Consider the following 16,894-nt stretch of genomic DNA (forward strand, 5'->3'; position numbering starts at 1 on the left):
ATTTATTCCACACTTCCTGGGGCGTTATCTGTTCTTTACAGAGACCGGTTCGCGCCTGCGCTCGGAAGTATCATTCATGGCATGCTATGCGTCGAATGCGTGCCACCGGGCGTCATGCCAGGCATCATGTTGTGATTCAGGTGATACATTACCCATATTGAACCGGCAAGCATGATCACCACGAGAACGATGGTAAAGATCAGTGCCAGCATCGACCATCCGCCTTCCGACTTGGTGTTCATGTGCAGGAAGTAAATCATGTGCACGACCATCTGAACCGCGGCGAAACCCAGGATGACCAGGGCTGTTGTGCTTGAATCCTGGAACACATTGCCCATGACCAGCCAGAACGGGATTGCCGTGAGTATTACCGACAGGATGAAACCGACGGCATAGCTTTTCAAGCTGCCATGGTTCGCATGGTCATCGTGATGTTCATGGTGATCATGATGGCCGTGATCGTCGTGACCGCCGGCGTGGGCAGGTGTCATGTGATGCTCGCTCATGGCAAGACTCCCATCAGATAAACAAAGGTAAAGACGCCGATCCAGATAACGTCGAGGAAGTGCCAGAACATCGACAGGCACATCAGACGGCGGTTGTTCTCCGGAACGAGACCATGGCGGCCAAGCTGGAACATCAGGGTGACGAGCCAGACGATGCCGAAAGCAACGTGCAGGCCGTGGGTGCCGACAAGCGCGAAGAACGACGTCAGGAAACCGCTGCGCTGCGGGCCGGCACCCTGATGCAGCAGATGGCTGAATTCATAAAGCTCCAGCGAGATGAAACCGACGCCGAGCAGCCCGGTGATGCCCAGCCAAACCAATGTGGAACGCAGGCGCTTGCGCTGCGACTCCAGCATGGCGAAGCCGTAGGTAATGGATGACAGCAGCAGCAATGCGGTGTTCATGGCCACCAGCGGCAGGTCAAACAATTCCGCGCCGGAAGGACCGCCGGCGTAATTGCGTCCCAGCACCGCATACGCGGCAAACAGGCAGGCAAAGATGAGGCAGTCGCTCATCAGGTAGATCCAGAAGCCGAGCAGGGTGCCGTTCTGGGGATGATGCTCACGCACATAGAAGCGCGAGCTCTCCTCAGTGCTCAGTGCATCGACGGTATTTGCAGTTATCTCAGACATGGCTTTCCAACAAGCGGGTGCGAGCAGCCTCGGTGCGGACAACGTCTGCCGCCGGGATGTAGTAGTCGCGTTTGTAATTGAAGGTATGGATGATGATGGCAGCCATCATTGCAACGAAACCTGCGCCGGCGAGCAGCCACATATGCCAGATCAAGGCAAAACCGATCACGCCGCTGAGTGCTGCGATGATGAAGCCGGCTGCCGTATTCTTGGGCATGTGAATCGCCGTGAAGCCGTGCTGCGGACGGGTATAGCGCTGCTTCTTCATGTCAGCCCAGCTGTCGTTGTCGTACACGCGCGGCGTGAACGCAAAGTTGTAGTCGGGCGGCGGAGAAGAGGTTGCCCATTCCAGCGTGCGGCCATCCCAAGGATCGCCGGTAACGTCGCGCAACGCATGGCGGCGCCTGAAGCTGACGTAGAACTGTACCAGCATCGCCGCAATGCCGAAGGCGATCAGCACGGCACCCAGGGCGGCAATCTGGAACCAGATCTGCAGCGACGGATCCTCGAAGTGGCTCATCCGGCGGGTGACACCCATCAGGCCGAGGACATACAGCGGCATGAAGGCAAGATAGAAGCCGATGACCCAATTCCAGAACGATACCTTGCCCCAGAAGGTGTCAAGCTTGTAGCCGAAGGCCTTCGGGAACCAGTAGTTGATGCCGGCAAACAGGCCGAACAATACGCCGCCGATGATCACGTTATGGAAATGCGCGATCAGGAACAGACTGTTGTGCAGCACGAAATCGGCAGGCGGAACCGCCAGCAGCACGCCGGTCATGCCGCCGATCACGAAAGTGATCATGAAGGCAACCGCCCACATCATCGGAAGCTCGAAGCGGATGCGGCCGCGGTACATGGTGAACAGCCAGTTGAAGATCTTCGCGCCGGTCGGGATCGAAATGATCATCGTCGTGATGCCAAAGAAGGAATTCACGCTCGCGCCCGAACCCATGGTGAAGAAGTGATGCAGCCACACCAGGTACGACAGGATCGTAATGACGACGGTCGCATACACCATGGAGGTATAGCCGAACAGGCGCTTGCTGGAGAACGTCGATACCACCTCGGAAAACACGCCGAACAGCGGCAGGATCAGGATGTACACCTCGGGGTGTCCCCAGATCCAGATCAGGTTCACGTACAGCATCGAATTGCCGCCGAGGTCATTGGTGAAGAAGTTGGCGCCGAACATGCGGTCCAGGGACAGCATGGCGAGCACCGCGGTCAGCACCGGGAAGGAGGCGACGATGAGCACGTTGGTGCACAGCGAAGTCCATGTGAACACCGGCATTTTCATCATGGTCATGCCGGGAGCGCGCATCTTGACAATGGTGACGATCAGGTTGACGCCCGACAGCAGCGTGCCTACCCCCGCAATCTGCAAGGCCCAGATGTAGTAATCGACGCCGACGCTCGGGCTCGCCAGGATGCCCGACAGCGGAGGATAGGCAAGCCAGCCGGTAGTGGCGAATTCGCCGACGAACAGCGACACCATGATCAGCCCCGCGCCGATGGTGGTCATCCAGAAGCTGAAGTTGTTGAGGAAGGGAAAGGCAACGTCGCGCGCGCCGATCTGCAGCGGCACGACATAGTTCATCAGGCCCGTCACCAGCGGCATCGCGACGAAGAAGATCATGATCACGCCATGCGCGGTAAAGATCTGGTCGTAGTGGTGCGGCGGGAGGAAGCCGGCGTTGTCGCCGAAGGCGACAGCTTGCTGGGCGCGCATCATGAGCGCGTCGGCGAAGCCGCGCAGCAGCATCACCAGTCCCAGGATCATGTACATGATGCCGATCTTCTTGTGGTCGATGCTGGTGATCCAGTCGCGCCACAGGGGGCCCCACCATCCCATCTTGGTCACGGCGCCGACAACGGCAATGCCGCCGATAACCACCATGATGAACGTGGCGATCAGGATGGGCTCATGAAGCGGAATCGATTCCCAGCCGAGGCGGCCGAAGATCAGCTTCGTCAGGTCAATTTGGTCTTGCATCATTGTTACTCTTTATGATGGTGTGCATGCGAGCCGGGCGTGGCGGTGCCGCCGTGGGCGCCGGCATGGGCAACAGGCTCTGCGGTCTTTACGGTGGATTCCTTGCCTTTGGCGGCCGCCCGGATGCGGTTGGCATCGGCTGCCATCTGGTCTTTCATGCAGACCGTGTTCGGCGTGACGCAGCGGTTGACGATGGCGTCGTAGAGATCGTTTTCGACCGTGCCGTAACGGCGGACCGGATCGCGTTCGCTCGGCTTTTCCAGCTCAAGGTATTCGGTGCGCTTGAGCGCGTTGCCGCCTGCCTTGGTTTTTTGCACCCAGCTGTCGAAATCGGCATTGCTGACACCGTGGTACTTGAATCGCATGTGCGAGAAGCCCGCGCCGCTGTAGTTGGCTGAAAAGCCTTCATACTCACCCGGCTTGTTGATCACCGCATGCAGCATGGTGGACATGCCGGGCATTGCATAGATCTGTCCCGCCAGCGCCGGAATATAGAAGGAGTTCATTACCGTGGATGCGGTGATCTTGAAGCGGATCGGCACGTCTACCGGCGTGACCAGTTCATTCACCGTGGCAATGCCTTGCTCGGGATAGATGAACAGCCATTTCCAGTCGAGCGCGACAACCTGCACTTCGAGATGCTTGACGCCTGCCGGAATGGGGCGTTCGGCATCGAGCCTTTGCAGCGGGCGATACGGGTCCAGCAGATGGGTGCTGATCCAGGTCAGCAGGCCGAGCGCGATAATGATGAGCAGGGGAGCGCCCCAGATCACCAGCTCGAGCTTGGTCGAGTGATCCCAGTCAGGTTCGTATTTTGCCGATGTGTTGCTCTTGCGGTAACGCCAGGCGAAGAGGATGGTCAGCACGATCACCGGAACGATGATCAGCAGCATCAGCATGGTGGATATAAAGATAAGCCTTCCCTGCTGGGCGGCGATGTCCCCCGAAGGATTCATCACCACAGTGTCGCAGCCGGCAAGCAACACTAGAGGCAGAAGAAGCAATAGTCGACGTGCAGTTAGCAGATGCATCTGGGAAAGTCAAGAACGTGGATCAAGAGTGTGCTACTCTACTTTGGCAGGGCGGAATTTACGATTGGACATTTTGTCCTACTGTTGCATCCGTGTCTGAATATGTATCCCGCACGGACGGAATCAAGCTGTAATTCAGAAAGTAGCAGAGAGAAGAGAGACAACATCCATGGCAACAACCACTTCTTATTCTTATCCTTCCAATAGCGGCCATCCAGGCTCAGATTCAAGTAGCAGCAATGTCAACAGCGCACGGCATATCAATGCCAGAGATGGTCACATCGCCCCGGGCGAGATAGCGATCGGCGTGGTAATCGGGCGCGCTTCCGAATATTTCGACTTCTTTGTCTACGCAATGGCCTCCGTGCTGGTGTTCCCATCGGTATTCTTCCCATTCAAGGATGCGCTGCAGGGAACGCTGTATTCCTTCATCATCTTCGCATTCGCTTTCCTCGCTCGTCCTTTCGGCACGATTGCCTTCATGGCAATCCAGAAGCATTTCAGCCGTGAACTCAAGCTGATGCTCGCCTTGCTGCTGCTCGGCGCTTCGACCGCCGGCATTGCGTTCATCCCGACCTATGAGCATCTCGGCATGGCATCCATTGTCCTGCTGTCACTGCTGCGCATCGGCCAGGGCCTGGCCCTCGGCGGTTCATGGGATGGCCTGCCTTCGCTGCTCGCATTGAGCGCGCCGCAGCATCGCCGCGGCTGGTATGCGATGCTCGGCCAGCTGGGCGCGCCGGTCGGCTTCATCGTCGCCGGCGGCCTCTTCTCCTACCTGATGTATGCGCTGTCCCCCCAGGATTTCCTTGAGTGGGGCTGGCGTTATCCGTTCTATGTCGCGTTTGCGATCAACGTGGTTGCATTGTTTGCACGTCTGCGCCTGGTTTCCACCGCCGAATATTCGCGCCTTCTCGATGAACGCGAACTCGAGCCGACCAATGTCGTGGAGATGACCCGGTCGCAGGGCCGCAATCTCCTGATCGGCGCACTGGCGGCGCTGGCCAGCTATGCGCTGTTCCATCTCGTGACCGTGTTTCCGCTGTCATGGATCAGCTTGTATTCGCTGCGCTCGGTCAGCGAATTCCTGGTGGTGCAAATGATCGGCGCGGTACTGGCGGCGGTTGGTGTCGTGGTTTCCGGCCTGGTGGCGGACCGTTTCGGCCGGCGCACGACGCTTGGCACATTGGCCTGCCTGATTGCGGTCTTCAGCGGCTTTGTTCCGATGCTGATGAACGGCGGCGAGATGGGGCAGAACATCTTCCTGATCATCGGCTTCATTCTGCTTGGATTGTCCTATGGTCAGGCAGCAGGTGCCGTCACTGCAAACTTCCCGGCGAAGTATCGCTATACCGGCGCGGCCTTGACCTCGGATCTTGCCTGGCTGGTGGGTGCAGGTTTCGCGCCGCTGGTTGCGCTGGGCCTGTCGGCACATTTCGGCCTTGCTTACGTCAGCATCTATCTCCTGTCCGGCGCGGTATGTTCGCTCGCCGCACTCAGCTTGAACCGCGCGCTGGAAATCCGCGATTAGGCGGACGACGGTTCAACACCGGGCACGTCCCCGTATCCCCATCAGGCCTTCGCCCGAAGGCCGGCAGGATACGGGACGCACTTCCTAAAGCAGAGCCTCATCAGGCTCTGTTTTTTCATCCGCGTTCCAAACTTCTAATTTACGCAAGCGCCTGTCGAGGCTGCCTGCTGCCAAGCAGGATGGCCGTGAGCACCAAGGACAAGCCCATGACGCTTGCGCCGGCATAGCCGAGCCTGGCAATGCCGAAATGGTCGATCACCGATCCACCCAGCATGGCGCCCAATCCGATGCCCAGGTTCGCTCCTGAGATATTGAGCGATGCGGCGAAGGCTGCCGCCTCGGGCGCCGCCTTCATCACCCGAACATGGCTCACCATGAACAGCGCCGCCTGCGACAACCCCCAAATCGCAAGCACCATGGCCAATGCCGCATGGACGTTGATGCTCAGACCCAGCGCAAGCATTGCGGCAGCGATCAGTCCGCAGAAAATGAACGACGCCTGCAGCGGCGACTTGTCCACGATACGGCTGCCAAGGTGATTGCCGAGCAATCCGACCACGCCGAATGCCATGAGCGTCCATCCGACCAGCTGGCCGCTGAAACCGGCAAGGCGTTCCAGAATGTCCGCCAGATAGGTATAAGCGGTGAACATGCCGGTAAATACCAGGACGGACAGCAGCACATGTCCAAGCATCACCGGGTCGCGCAATATGGTCAGCTGGCTTTTCAGAGACGCGTTCTCGGTCCTGGCCGCGAGCTGAGGGAAAAAGAAGTACAGCATCAGCGCCTTGAGGAAAGCCACCACGGCCACGAAGCCGAAGGCACTGCGCCAGCCATAGGCGTCGGCAATCAGGGTGCCGATGGGAATGCCGAATACCGTTGCGCAGATGATGCCGAAGGTGATGATCGAAATCGCCTTGCCGGCCTTTTCCGGGCCTACGATGTCAACGGCGGTGGCGCTCGCGAGTGACCAGTACACCGGCAAGGCGAGCGCGGGAATGAACCGCGCCACGGCCATGACGCCGACGTTCGGCGCGAATGCCGCAAGCAGATTGGCAAAGCCGAAGAGCACGAGTGTGCCGACAAAGATGGTTTTGCGCCGGGTCCTGTTCATGGCGATGGTCAGCGCCGGCCCTGCCGCTGCCACCGTGAAGGCGAACAGCGTCACCAGGAGGCCCGCCTGGGACACGGTGATCCCCAGATCCCGCGCCAGTCCCGGCAGGAGGCCGACGATCAGGAACTCGGTCGTCAGTACCGTGAAGCCGGCCCCGGACAGGAGAAAAATCGGAAAGAACATCAAACGCTCCAGTAGGTTGAGTATGGAAAAGCAAATGCCGAAGCCTCGTGCTGGCGCAGCCCTCGCGTATCAGCGTGTGCAACCGGTCTGTCAATGAATGCATTCAAGACGTCCGGCGATGCGGGTTGGCAAATGGCTGGGTCGTGAAGCAATGTCGAAGCGATGCACGACGGGGCGTAACACGTCGGTTTTCCCGTCGGCGTTTCAGGAAGGGCAGATCATATTGAACAAAGGTGTTTCAATAAATCCATGCGTGGCGATTTCACTGTTCAGGATATTGAACAGCAGCGTGTTGCGATGTCTTTGCCCCTGTACACTATGCGCAGAACAGCATTAAAGCGTTTTTGCCCCGATGATCAGGCAATACGGCAGTTCAAGCATCCGGAAGAACACAGGCACTCACCCTCGCTATTTTGTGATAGCGCTACCATTGCCCGCTTCGGTATAATGGCTTTCATGACTAGCATCCCTCCCTCAGCCGAAAAACCGGAACGTCGTGAGCGGCGCGGACGACGTGGCGCCGGCGGCATTACCTTGCGCGATGTGGCAAAGCTGGCGGGTGTTGCACCGATCACGGCTTCGCGGGCACTGAACACGCCGGACGCGGTATCGCCCGAGGTACTGCGCAAGGTGCGTGAAGCGGTCGAGCGCACCGGCTATGTACCCAACATGCTGGCTGGAGGCCTTGCATCGAGCAAGAGCAGGCTGGTCGCTGCCGTGGTGCCGACGATCGCCGGGCCTGTGTTCCAGGAAACCGTACAGTCGCTGACCGAGGCGCTTGCCGAACAGGGTTACCAGCTGATGCTTGGCCAGAGCGGTTACCAGAATTCGCGTGAAGATGCGCTGCTGGAAACCATTATCGGCCGCCGCCCCGACGGCGTGGTGCTGACCGGCATCATGCGTTCTCCGGACGGGAGGCGCCGGCTGCTGGCCAGCGGGATTCCGGTAGTGGAAACCTGGGACCTGACGCCAACTCCCATCGACATGCTGGTGGGGTTTTCTCATGAGCAGATTGGCGCGGCCGTTGCCGAGTTTCTGAAGAGAAGAGGGCGCCGGCGCGTCGGGTCCATTCATGGCAACGACGAGCGCGCGGTACGCCGTCATCGCGCCTTCTCCGACGCCGCCCGCAAACTCGGAATCTGTGCAGAAGACCAGGGCCTGGCTCCGCAGGCTGTGGTGACTGCGCCGACTACGCTTGGCAGTGGACGGACCGCGCTGCGTGAACTGCTCGCACGCCACCCGGACACCGACGCGGTGTTCTGCAGTTCCGACGTCCTGGCACTTGGCGTGCTGACCGAGGCGCAGGCAAGCGGAATCAAGGTGCCGCAACAGCTGGCCGTCATCGGCTTCGGCGACTTCACCTATGCGCGCGACCTGCATCCCGCACTGACGACCGTGCGCATCGACGGCACGGCAATAGGAAGGAAAGCGGCCCAGTTCATCATTGAGCGGGCCAACGGGCAGGCTGTCGAGAATCCGATTCACGATATCGGCTTTTCCATCATCGAACGTGATAGTGCGTGAACCGATGCGCGCTATGGCGCTGGCTCGCGGTCCCCAGCCTGTGACGACAAGAGGTCGCATCCGCTCCGTCTCCGTCCTCGTTCCCTTCCTCGCCTGATTCACCCAGGACGGACCAAAACTGCTTTCCGTCGCCTGATTTTCCCCGCAGGAAAGCTTGCGGAACCGGCATCGGCAAAGCAATCATTTCCCACAGGATTGTTGCAAGCGCCGGCACGCAAAAAATCTCCGTGAAATCATTGACAGCTAAATTTGGTACCGCTACCATTCAATCCATTCGCTTTTGGTAGCGGTACCATGCAAACCATGGAATCAATCTGGACACACTGCGCCAGCATCTTCTCAAGAAAGGTAAGTCATGCATCCTCAAGAACTGAAACGCGTCCTCGAAAGCGGCCTGCTGTCGTTTCCCCTGACTGATTTCGACGCCAACCTCCAGTTCAATCCGGGTCCTTATGCCGAGCGTCTGGAGTGGCTGATGCCCTACGGCGCTTCCGCCCTGTTCGCGGCCGGCGGCACCGGTGAATTCTTTTCGCTCGAGCCGGGCGAATATTCCGCCGTCGTGAAGACGGCCGTCGACACCTGCCGCGGCCGCATGCCGATCATCGCCGGCGCCGGCGGCGGCACCTCGCTGGCCATCAAATATGCGCAGGAAGCCGAGCGCCTCGGCGCGCAGGGCGTGCTGCTGCTGCCGCACTACCTGACCGAAGCCAGCCAGGAAGGCCTGGTTGCCCACGTTGAAGCGGTATGCCGCAGCGTCAAGTTCGGCGTCATCGTCTACAACCGCGGCGCCTGCCGCCTGACTCCCGAGTCCCTGCTCAAGCTCGCCGAGAGCTGCCCGAACCTGATCGGCTTCAAGGACGGCATCGGCGACATCGAGGCCATGGTGTCCATCCGCGTGCAGCTCGGTGACCGCTTCGCTTACCTCGGCGGCCTGCCGACAGCGGAAGTGTTTGCCGGCGCCTACAAGGCAATGGGCTGCCCGGTTTATTCCTCGGCCGTCTTCAACTTCATTCCGAAGACAGCGATCGAGTTCTACAACGCGCATGCCGCCGATGACACCGCAACCACCAATCGCATCATTCGCGACTTCTTCCTGCCGTATCTGGAATTGCGCAATCGCGGCCAAGGTTATGCAGTGAGCATCGTCAAGGCCGGCGCCACCATCATCGGTCATGGCGCGGGTCCGGTTCGTCCGCCGCTGTCGGACCTGAAGCCGGCCGAAGTCGAAGAGCTGCGCGCGCTGATGGCCAAGCTCGGCCCGCAATAACTTCATCGCCGCAAGTTATCGATCAATCGTAGGAGACATCATGAAGAAGCTGCTTTCCGTCCTGCTTATCGGCCTTTCCTTCAGCGCCACGGCTTCCGCGGCGGGCTATCCGGAAAAGCCGATCACCGCTGTCGTGCCGTTCCCCGCGGGCGGCTCCACCGATTCGATCGCACGCGCGATCGGACCGAAAATGAACCAGGCCCTGGGCCAGCCTATCGTCGTCGAGAACAAGCCGGGCGCCACCGGTGCGATCGGCGCCGGTCTCGTCAAGAACGCCGCGCCGGATGGATACACCTTCCTCGTGGCCTCGATCGGCGTCTATGCCGTCAATCCGTTCCTGCAGAAGAAGCTGGCCTATGATCCGGCCAAGGATTTCGACCTGCTGACAGTCGCGGTGCGGGCGCCGAACGTACTGGTGGCAACGCCGAATTTCCCGGCAAACAACCTGCAGGAATTCATTGCCTACCTGAAGAAGAATCCGGGCAAGGTGACGTTCGCCTCCTCCGGTTCCGGTTCATCGGACCACCTGACGACTGCGCTGTTCTGGCAGCAGACCGGCACTTCCGGCGTGCATATTCCCTACAAGGGCGGCGCACCGGCGATTACTGATCTGATCGGCGGCCATGCCGACGTATCGTTCCAGAACATCAATGTTGTTGTCGGCCATATCAAGACCGGAAAACTGAAGGCGCTGGCGATCACTGCCGACAAGCGCGCGCCGATGCTGCCGCAGGTGCCGACGCTGGCAGAGGCTGGCGTGAAAGGCGTGGATGTGTATTCATGGCAGGCCGCCGCCGCGCCGAAGGGATTGCCCAAGGATGTGAAGGCCAAGCTGCATGGGGCAATTGTCGGTGCGCTGAACGATCCGGAAATCAAGAACCGTCTGGTCGAGCAGGGCTTCGAGGTGGTTGCCAATTCGCCTGAAGAATTCGCCAAGTTCCAGCAGCAGGAACTCGCGCGCTGGAAGCAGGTTATTGAAGTCGGCAAGATCACGCTCGATTGATCCGCGTTCGGCCAAGCTGAAAACATGACCGGGCTTGAACATGAAGTCCGGTCCACGTCATCTAACTCCTGGATATCATCATGTCTGCATTGAACACAGCGCAAGCCGTGCGCGGCGCGCCGGTCGTCACTGAACTGCGCGTCATTCCGGTGGCCGGCCGCGACAGCATGCTGCTCAACCTGAGCGGCGCGCACGGACCTTATTTCACCCGCAACATCATCGTTCTCACCGACAGCGCCGGCAATACCGGCGTCGGCGAAGTGCCTGGCGGCGAACGCATCCGCCAGACTCTCGAAGACGCTGCCGCGTTCGTCGTCGGCCAGCCGATCGGCCACTACCACAACATTCTCAACACGGTGCGCAAGGCTTTCGCCGAGCGCGATGCCGGCGGCCGCGGCCTGCAGACCTTCGACCTGCGCATCACCATTCATGCCGTCACCGCGCTCGAAGCGGCCTTGCTCGACCTGCTCGGCAAGCATCTCGACGTGCCGGTGGCCGCACTGCTCGGCGAAGGCCAGCAGCGGGACAAGGTGGAAATGCTCGGCTACCTGTTCTATGTCGGCGACCGCAAGGCAACCGACCTGGAATATGACAGCGATCCCGATGCCGACAACGACTGGTTCCGCGTGCGCCATGAAAAGGCGATGACACCCGAAGCTGTCGTGCGCCTGGCGGAAGCCGCATACGAACGTTACGGCTTCAATGATTTCAAGCTCAAGGGCGGCGTGCTGCGCGGCGAGGATGAAATCGAAGCCGTCACCGCGCTGGCCGAGCGCTTTCCGAATGCGCGCATCACGCTCGACCCCAACGGCGGCTGGCTGCTGAAAGACGCCATCCGTCTCTGCCGCGACCAGCATGACGTGCTGGCGTATGCGGAAGATCCCTGCGGCGCCGAGAACGGCTTCTCCGGCCGCGAAGTGATGGCCGAGTTCCGCCGCGCCACCGGCCTGCCGACGGCGACCAACATGATCGCCACCGACTGGCGTGAAATGGGCCATTCGATCCAGCTGCAGTCGGTCGACATTCCGCTGGCCGATCCGCATTTCTGGACCATGCAGGGTTCGGTGCGGGTGGCGCAGATGTGCAATGAATGGGGCCTGACCTGGGGCTCGCATTCGAACAACCATTTCGACATCTCGCTGGCGATGTTCACCCATGTGGCCGCCGCGGCGCCGGGCAAGATCACCGCGATCGACACGCACTGGATCTGGCAGGACGGCCAGCGCCTGACGAAGGAACCGCTGCAGATCGTGGGCGGCATGGTGGACGTGCCGAAGAAGCCGGGCCTGGGCGTCGAGCTCGACATGGAAGAGGTCGAACGCGCGCATCAGCTCTACAAGGAAAAAGGACTCGGCGCTCGCGACGATGCGATCGCGATGCAGTACCTGATCCCCGGCTGGAAGTTCGACAACAAGAAGCCTTGCATGGTGCGCTGACCATCAGGTCGCCAGCTGCGGTCCGCATCCTGTGGGAGCGGACCGCACGCACCTTTTCACCATCCTATAGATCCGGCCTGAAAATATGTTGGGCCGAATCCCCTCACCCCGGCCCTCTCCCAGAGGTAGAGGGTGAGAACTGTCGTCCCGGCTTGTCCGGGACCAGTCATTCATGGAGCCGTACAACGATGACCACGAATTCTTCCATGGCATTACAGGAATCCACCCTCGCGCAGATCGATGCGGCGGTCCGCAGTGCCGTTGACATCAATGACCAATGGGCCGCTTCCAGCCCCGCTGCGCGCAGCGCATTGCTGCGTGAACTGGCGTCAGCCCTGGAAGCCGATCGCGAACGCCTGGTCGGCATCGCCAACGAGGAAAGTTTCCTCGGCACCGCCCGCCTGAACGGCGAACTCGACCGCACCGCATTCCAGCTGCGCGCATTCGCCGATGCGGTGGATGCCGGCGAGCCGTTCGCCGTCATTGATGATGAAGCGGTGCCCGGCGCTCCGCCGGCCGGGCATCCGCGCCTGCTGCGCGTCAATGTACCGCTCGGCCCGGTGGCGATGTTCTCGGCGAGTAATTTTCCCTTTGCCTTTTCCGTGCTGGGCGGCGATACCGCATCGGCGCTCGCCGCCGGTTGCCCCGTCGTCGTGAAGGCGCATCCCGCGCATCCGGGGCTGTCGAATGCGGTGTTCGAACTGGCGCTGGCTGCGGCGCAGCGCAGCGGCGCACCCGCCGGCGTGCTGTCGATGGTCAGCGGCGCTTCGCGCGAGGTTGGCGTGCACCTGGTGCGCCACGCCGATATCGCCGCAGTGGCCTTCACCGGTTCCTATGTCGGCGGCATGGCGCTGCAAAAGGAAATCAATGCGCGGCCGCGCCCGATTCCCTTCTTCGGCGAACTCGGCTCGATCAATCCCATCATCGCCTTGCCCGCGGCGCTTGAAACCCGGGGCGCCGAACTCGCCGCAACCCTGGCGGCGTCGATCGCGCAAGGCTGCGGCCAGTTCTGCACCAGCCCGGGCGTGCTGATTGCTTACGACAATGCCGTCACCGATGCATTCGTGAGCCAGCTCGCCGCCGCGATGGACAGCCAGAACACGCATGCCATGCTGTCGCCCGGCATCCGCAATGCGTTCAATGAAGGCGTGGCACGCCTGAACCGGCATCCCGCGGCAAAGCGCGTGACTACCGGCGAACAGAACGGCGAGAAGCATCCGGTGCCGAACCTGGTGTTGCTGGATACCGGGGCATTTCTGCGTGACCATGCCTTGCGCGAAGAGATCTTCGGTCCTTCATGCGTGGTGGTGAAGGTGAAGTCGTCCGAACAGTTGCTGCAAGTGCTTGCTGCCATCGGCGGCAGCCTGACCGTGACCGTCTGGGGCGCGGAAGGCAACGATGCGGAAACCATGAGCATCGTGCGCGGCGCCATCCGGATTGCCGGACGGGTGCTGTTCAACGGCGTGCCGACCGGCGTTGCGGTCACACGCGCCCAGCATCACGGCGGGCCGTTTCCGTCGTCGACCCAGCCGCAGACGACTTCGGTCGGCCTGATGGCCATGCAGCGCTTCCTGCGTCCCGTGGCGCTGCAGGAAGCGCCGGCCTGGCTCGCCGGACGCGGCGGGATTCCGCTCTGAGTATTGCGGAGTATTGCGAGTATTGCCGAGCCGCTGAGCGGCTATGCCGCCCGCCTGACTGCCGCAGTCATGGCGGGCGCGGCATTCAATAAATCCAAGGCACTATCAGCCGCGTCCGACGAAGGGCATCTTGGTCGCCATCACGGTCATGAATTGCACATTCGCCTCCAGCGGCAGGCCGGCCATGTAAAGCACCGCGTCGGCCACATGCTGCACATCCATGGTCGGCTCGGGCGCGACGCTGCCGTTTGCCTGCGGCACGCCGCGCTCCATCCGTTCGGTGCGGTCGGTCAGGGCATTGCCGATATCGATCTGGCCGCAAGCGATGTCATATTTCCTGCCGTCCAGCGAGGTGGTCTTCGTCATTCCCGTGACCGCATGCTTTGTCGCCGTGTACGCAATCGAGTTGGGCCGCGGCGCATAGGCGGAGATCGAGCCATTGTTGATGATCCGGCCGCCACGCGGTGCCTGTTCCTTCATCACGCGGAACGCGGCCTGCGTGCACAGGAACACCCCGGTCAGATTGACATTCACCACGTTCATCCAATCTTCGTACGCCAGGTCTTCCAGCAATGCGGGTGGTGAGAACGCGCCGGCGTTGTTGAACAGCACATCCACTCTGCCGAATTTTTCCTTGGCGGATTCGAACAAGGCAGTCACCGATGCCGGATCGGTGACATCGGTCGGCACCGCGATTGCCTGGAAGGTGTCGCCGCCGAGTTCGGCGATGGCCGCTTCCAGCGCATCCCGCCGCCGGCCCGCAAACACCACTGCATAGCCATTGCGCGCGAGCGTCAGCGCGACACTCTTTCCTATTCCGGAACCTGCGCCGGTTACCACCGCGACTTTGGATGTCGACATGTTTTCTCCTTGAGTTGTCTTCGTCTTATTTATTGAATGGCGGAATGATATCGAAGCGGCGGTGCTGGCCGTCGCTTGCGAAACTCCGCAATAATCTCACCTTTTAAGTTGTAAGGTATAGCAAGTACATGTAAGATGTCATCGAAAAATCAATTTGTATGACTTTCAGGCCGCGCACAGGCGGGCAAAGGACATCGGTATGGATATGAAGACAAGCGAACAGAATGCGGCCGACACGCCCCGTTACATTCTGATGAACCAGAACGACAACGTCGCCATCGTCGTCAATGACGGCGGATTACCTGCCGGGACGGTATTTCCGGACGGCCTGACCCTGCGCGACCGGGTGCCGCAAGGCCACAAGATTGCCCTGAAGGATTTCAAGGAAGGCGATCCTATCCTGCGTTACGACGTGACCATCGGCTATGCGGTGCGCGACATTCCGCAAGGCAGCTGGATCGATGAATCGCTGGTGCGCATGCCGCCCGCGCGAGAACTCGAAAACCTTCCTATCGCCACGCGCAAGCCGCCGCAGCAGGAGCCGCTCACCGGCTACACCTTCATGGGGTTCCGCAATGCCGACGGCAGCGTGGGCACGCGCAATATCCTGGCCATCAGCACGACGGTGCAGTGCGTCTCCGGCGTGGTCGATTTCGCGGTCCAGCACATCAAGAGTGAATTGCTGCCGAAGTATCCGAACGTCGACGATGTCATCGGCATCGAACATGCCTACGGCTGCGGCGTCGCCATCGATGCGCCTGGCGCCGAAATCCCGATCCGCACGCTGCGCAATATCGCCACCAATCCGAATTTCGGCGGCCAGCCCGTGCTTGTCAGCCTCGGCTGCGAGAAGCTGCAGCCGGTCAAGCTGTTCCCGGCCGGGAGCATACCCATCCAGACCGGAGAATCCAACCTGGTGGTGCTGCAGGATACCGAGCATGTCGGTTTCGAATCGATGATCCAGTCGATCATGAAGGTCGCCGACCGCCAGCTGGCAAAGCTCAACCAGCGCCAGCGCGTCGAATGCCCGGCATCGGATCTGGTGGTCGGCGTGCAATGCGGCGGCAGCGATGCCTTCTCCGGCGTGACCGCCAATCCGGCGGTCGGCTTTGCCACCGATCTGCTGGTGCGGGCCGGCGCCACCGTCATGTTCTCCGAAGTGACCGAAGTCCGCGACGGCATCGACCAGCTGACATCGCGCGCGGTGAACAAGGAAGTAGCCGACGCGATGATCCGCGAGATGGAGTGGTACGACAATTACCTGAAGAAGGGCGGCGTCGACCGCAGCGCCAACACCTCGCCCGGCAACAAGAAGGGCGGCTTGTCGAATATCGTCGAGAAAGCCATGGGCTCCATCGTCAAGTCGGGTTCCAGTCCGATTTCGGGCGTACTCTCGCCCGGCGAAAAGGCAAAACAGAAAGGCCTGATTTATGCCGCGACGCCGGCCAGCGATTTCATCTGCGGCACGCTGCAGGTGGCGGCCGGCATCAACATGCATGTCTTCACCACGGGCCGCGGCACGCCCTACGGACTGGCTTCGGTGCCGGTGATCAAGGTCGCCACGCGGGATGACCTCGCCCGTCGCTGGCATGACCTGATGGACGTCAACGCCGGCCGCATCGCCACTGGCGAAGCAACGATCGAAGACGTGGGCTGGGAACTGTTCCAGCTGATGCTGGACGTGGCCAGCGGCCGCAAGGAGACCTGGGCGGAGCATTGGAAGCTGCACAATTCGCTGGCGCTGTTCAATCCGGCGCCAGTGACCTGATCAATCCGCAGGATTGACAATACAAAGGCCTGATTGACGGCGTGTGCAGTCAATCAGGCCTTTGGCATTTCTGCGGCTTGAGCCCCGACGCCCCGACGCCGCATGGCGACCAAGCATGGCGTGCGACGGCAGCGAACCCCTGGCGTCCGAGCCTTCCGAAAGAACGGGCTTGAACACGCTTGAGCTCATTCGAGCTCGCAAGAAAAAAGGACGTCCGAAGACGTCCTTTTCTCCATTCGACTAGCCTGATCGGCTATTAGAACGTGTGGCGCACGCCGACTTCGAGGCTGCGGCTGCCGCTGCCTGCTTCGATCGCGCTGCCAACGGTATAGCCGCGCGAACCGACGCCGCGGCTCTTCATGTAGCCGTAGGACGTGTGCAGCGTGGTGCGCTTGGACAGCGAGT

At 60.7% G+C, this 16,894-nt stretch carries 13 protein-coding genes; 7 read left to right on the forward strand and 6 right to left on the reverse strand.

Translation table 11 applies throughout. The features are described from left to right. Nucleotides 1-74 precede the first annotated feature (74 nt). Genes cyoD through cyoA form a run of 4 tightly spaced genes read right to left on the reverse strand, consistent with a single transcriptional unit; the run spans nt 75 to nt 4,165 of the window. Nucleotides 75-506 (reverse strand): cytochrome o ubiquinol oxidase subunit IV, encoded by a 432-nt coding sequence (gene cyoD / locus FH061_RS29040; RefSeq protein ID WP_151639323.1) that lies wholly within the window; start codon nt 504-506, stop codon nt 75-77. Then, nucleotides 503-1,138, reverse strand: a complete 636-nt coding sequence (cyoC, locus tag FH061_RS29045) for a cytochrome o ubiquinol oxidase subunit III (RefSeq protein WP_151639324.1) — start codon at nt 1,136-1,138, stop codon at nt 503-505. The genes cyoD and cyoC overlap by 4 nt, the downstream gene beginning before the upstream one ends. Next, a complete protein-coding gene (cyoB, locus tag FH061_RS29050; RefSeq protein WP_151639335.1) occupies nt 1,131-3,134 on the reverse strand; it encodes a cytochrome o ubiquinol oxidase subunit I in 2,004 nt (667 codons plus the stop codon). Before cyoB ends, cyoC begins: the two co-directional genes overlap by 8 nt. Nucleotides 3,135-3,139: 5 nt before the next feature. Beyond that, entirely contained in the window at nt 3,140-4,165 is a 1,026-nt protein-coding gene (gene cyoA, locus FH061_RS29055) for a ubiquinol oxidase subunit II (protein WP_151639325.1), read from the reverse strand. Nucleotides 4,166-4,334: 169 nt separating this feature from the next. Here cyoA and FH061_RS29060 point away from each other — a divergent pair, with 169 nt between their 5' ends. Beyond that, nucleotides 4,335-5,696 (forward strand): MFS transporter, encoded by a 1,362-nt coding sequence (locus FH061_RS29060; RefSeq protein ID WP_151639326.1) that lies wholly within the window; start codon nt 4,335-4,337, stop codon nt 5,694-5,696. A gap of 139 nt (nt 5,697-5,835) precedes the next feature. Here FH061_RS29060 and FH061_RS29065 read toward each other — a convergent pair whose 3' ends face one another. Continuing rightward, nucleotides 5,836-6,993, reverse strand: a complete 1,158-nt coding sequence (locus FH061_RS29065; RefSeq protein ID WP_151639327.1) for an MFS transporter — start codon at nt 6,991-6,993, stop codon at nt 5,836-5,838. 456 nt (nt 6,994-7,449) lie between these two features. Between FH061_RS29065 and FH061_RS29070 the strand changes: the two genes are divergently transcribed. The 5 genes from FH061_RS29070 to FH061_RS29090 all read left to right on the forward strand — a co-directional run bounded on the left by FH061_RS29070 (nt 7,450) and on the right by FH061_RS29090 (nt 13,860). Then, nucleotides 7,450-8,517, forward strand: coding sequence for a LacI family DNA-binding transcriptional regulator (locus tag FH061_RS29070; protein ID WP_192805319.1), 1,068 nt, complete (start codon nt 7,450-7,452; stop codon nt 8,515-8,517). 355 nt (nt 8,518-8,872) lie between these two features. Further along, on the forward strand, nt 8,873-9,784 hold the full coding sequence (kdgD, locus tag FH061_RS29075; RefSeq protein WP_151639329.1) for a 5-dehydro-4-deoxyglucarate dehydratase: 912 nt from the start codon (nt 8,873-8,875) through the stop codon (nt 9,782-9,784). Nucleotides 9,785-9,824: 40 nt separating this feature from the next. Beyond that, a complete protein-coding gene (locus FH061_RS29080; protein ID WP_151639330.1) occupies nt 9,825-10,787 on the forward strand; it encodes a Bug family tripartite tricarboxylate transporter substrate binding protein in 963 nt (320 codons plus the stop codon). Nucleotides 10,788-10,867: 80 nt separating this feature from the next. Next, nucleotides 10,868-12,223, forward strand: a complete 1,356-nt coding sequence (gene gudD / locus FH061_RS29085) for a glucarate dehydratase (protein ID WP_151639331.1) — start codon at nt 10,868-10,870, stop codon at nt 12,221-12,223. 206 nt (nt 12,224-12,429) lie between these two features. After that, nucleotides 12,430-13,860 (forward strand): aldehyde dehydrogenase (NADP(+)), encoded by a 1,431-nt coding sequence (locus tag FH061_RS29090; RefSeq protein WP_225984962.1) that lies wholly within the window; start codon nt 12,430-12,432, stop codon nt 13,858-13,860. Between the two features lie 105 nt (nt 13,861-13,965). Here FH061_RS29090 and FH061_RS29095 read toward each other — a convergent pair whose 3' ends face one another. Then, nucleotides 13,966-14,721, reverse strand: coding sequence for an SDR family oxidoreductase (locus FH061_RS29095; RefSeq protein WP_151639333.1), 756 nt, complete (start codon nt 14,719-14,721; stop codon nt 13,966-13,968). A gap of 205 nt (nt 14,722-14,926) precedes the next feature. Here FH061_RS29095 and garD point away from each other — a divergent pair, with 205 nt between their 5' ends. Then, complete coding sequence (garD, locus tag FH061_RS29100; RefSeq protein ID WP_151639336.1) at nt 14,927-16,489, forward strand: galactarate dehydratase; 1,563 nt, start codon at nt 14,927-14,929, stop codon at nt 16,487-16,489. Nucleotides 16,490-16,894: the final 405 nt, after the last annotated feature.

Origin of the sequence: Noviherbaspirillum aerium, from assembly GCF_008929045.1 — a bacterium.
Taxonomy (GTDB): domain Bacteria; phylum Pseudomonadota; class Gammaproteobacteria; order Burkholderiales; family Burkholderiaceae_D; genus Noviherbaspirillum; species Noviherbaspirillum aerium.

Coding starts and splice junctions, on each gene's coding strand:
- FH061_RS29070 (WP_192805319.1), top strand. CDS start 7,450: ATGACTAGCATCCCTCCCTCAGCCGAAAAACCGGAACGTCGTGAGCGG.
- FH061_RS29065 (WP_151639327.1), bottom strand. CDS start 6,993: ATGTTCTTTCCGATTTTTCTCCTGTCCGGGGCCGGCTTCACGGTACTG.
- FH061_RS29090 (WP_225984962.1), top strand. CDS start 12,430: ATGGCATTACAGGAATCCACCCTCGCGCAGATCGATGCGGCGGTCCGC.
- cyoA (WP_151639325.1), bottom strand. CDS start 4,165: ATGCATCTGCTAACTGCACGTCGACTATTGCTTCTTCTGCCTCTAGTG.
- cyoB (WP_151639335.1), bottom strand. CDS start 3,134: ATGCAAGACCAAATTGACCTGACGAAGCTGATCTTCGGCCGCCTCGGC.
- cyoC (WP_151639324.1), bottom strand. CDS start 1,138: ATGTCTGAGATAACTGCAAATACCGTCGATGCACTGAGCACTGAGGAG.
- FH061_RS29095 (WP_151639333.1), bottom strand. CDS start 14,721: ATGTCGACATCCAAAGTCGCGGTGGTAACCGGCGCAGGTTCCGGAATA.
- FH061_RS29060 (WP_151639326.1), top strand. CDS start 4,335: ATGGCAACAACCACTTCTTATTCTTATCCTTCCAATAGCGGCCATCCA.
- garD (WP_151639336.1), top strand. CDS start 14,927: ATGAAGACAAGCGAACAGAATGCGGCCGACACGCCCCGTTACATTCTG.
- kdgD (WP_151639329.1), top strand. CDS start 8,873: ATGCATCCTCAAGAACTGAAACGCGTCCTCGAAAGCGGCCTGCTGTCG.
- gudD (WP_151639331.1), top strand. CDS start 10,868: ATGTCTGCATTGAACACAGCGCAAGCCGTGCGCGGCGCGCCGGTCGTC.
- FH061_RS29080 (WP_151639330.1), top strand. CDS start 9,825: ATGAAGAAGCTGCTTTCCGTCCTGCTTATCGGCCTTTCCTTCAGCGCC.
- cyoD (WP_151639323.1), bottom strand. CDS start 506: ATGAGCGAGCATCACATGACACCTGCCCACGCCGGCGGTCACGACGAT.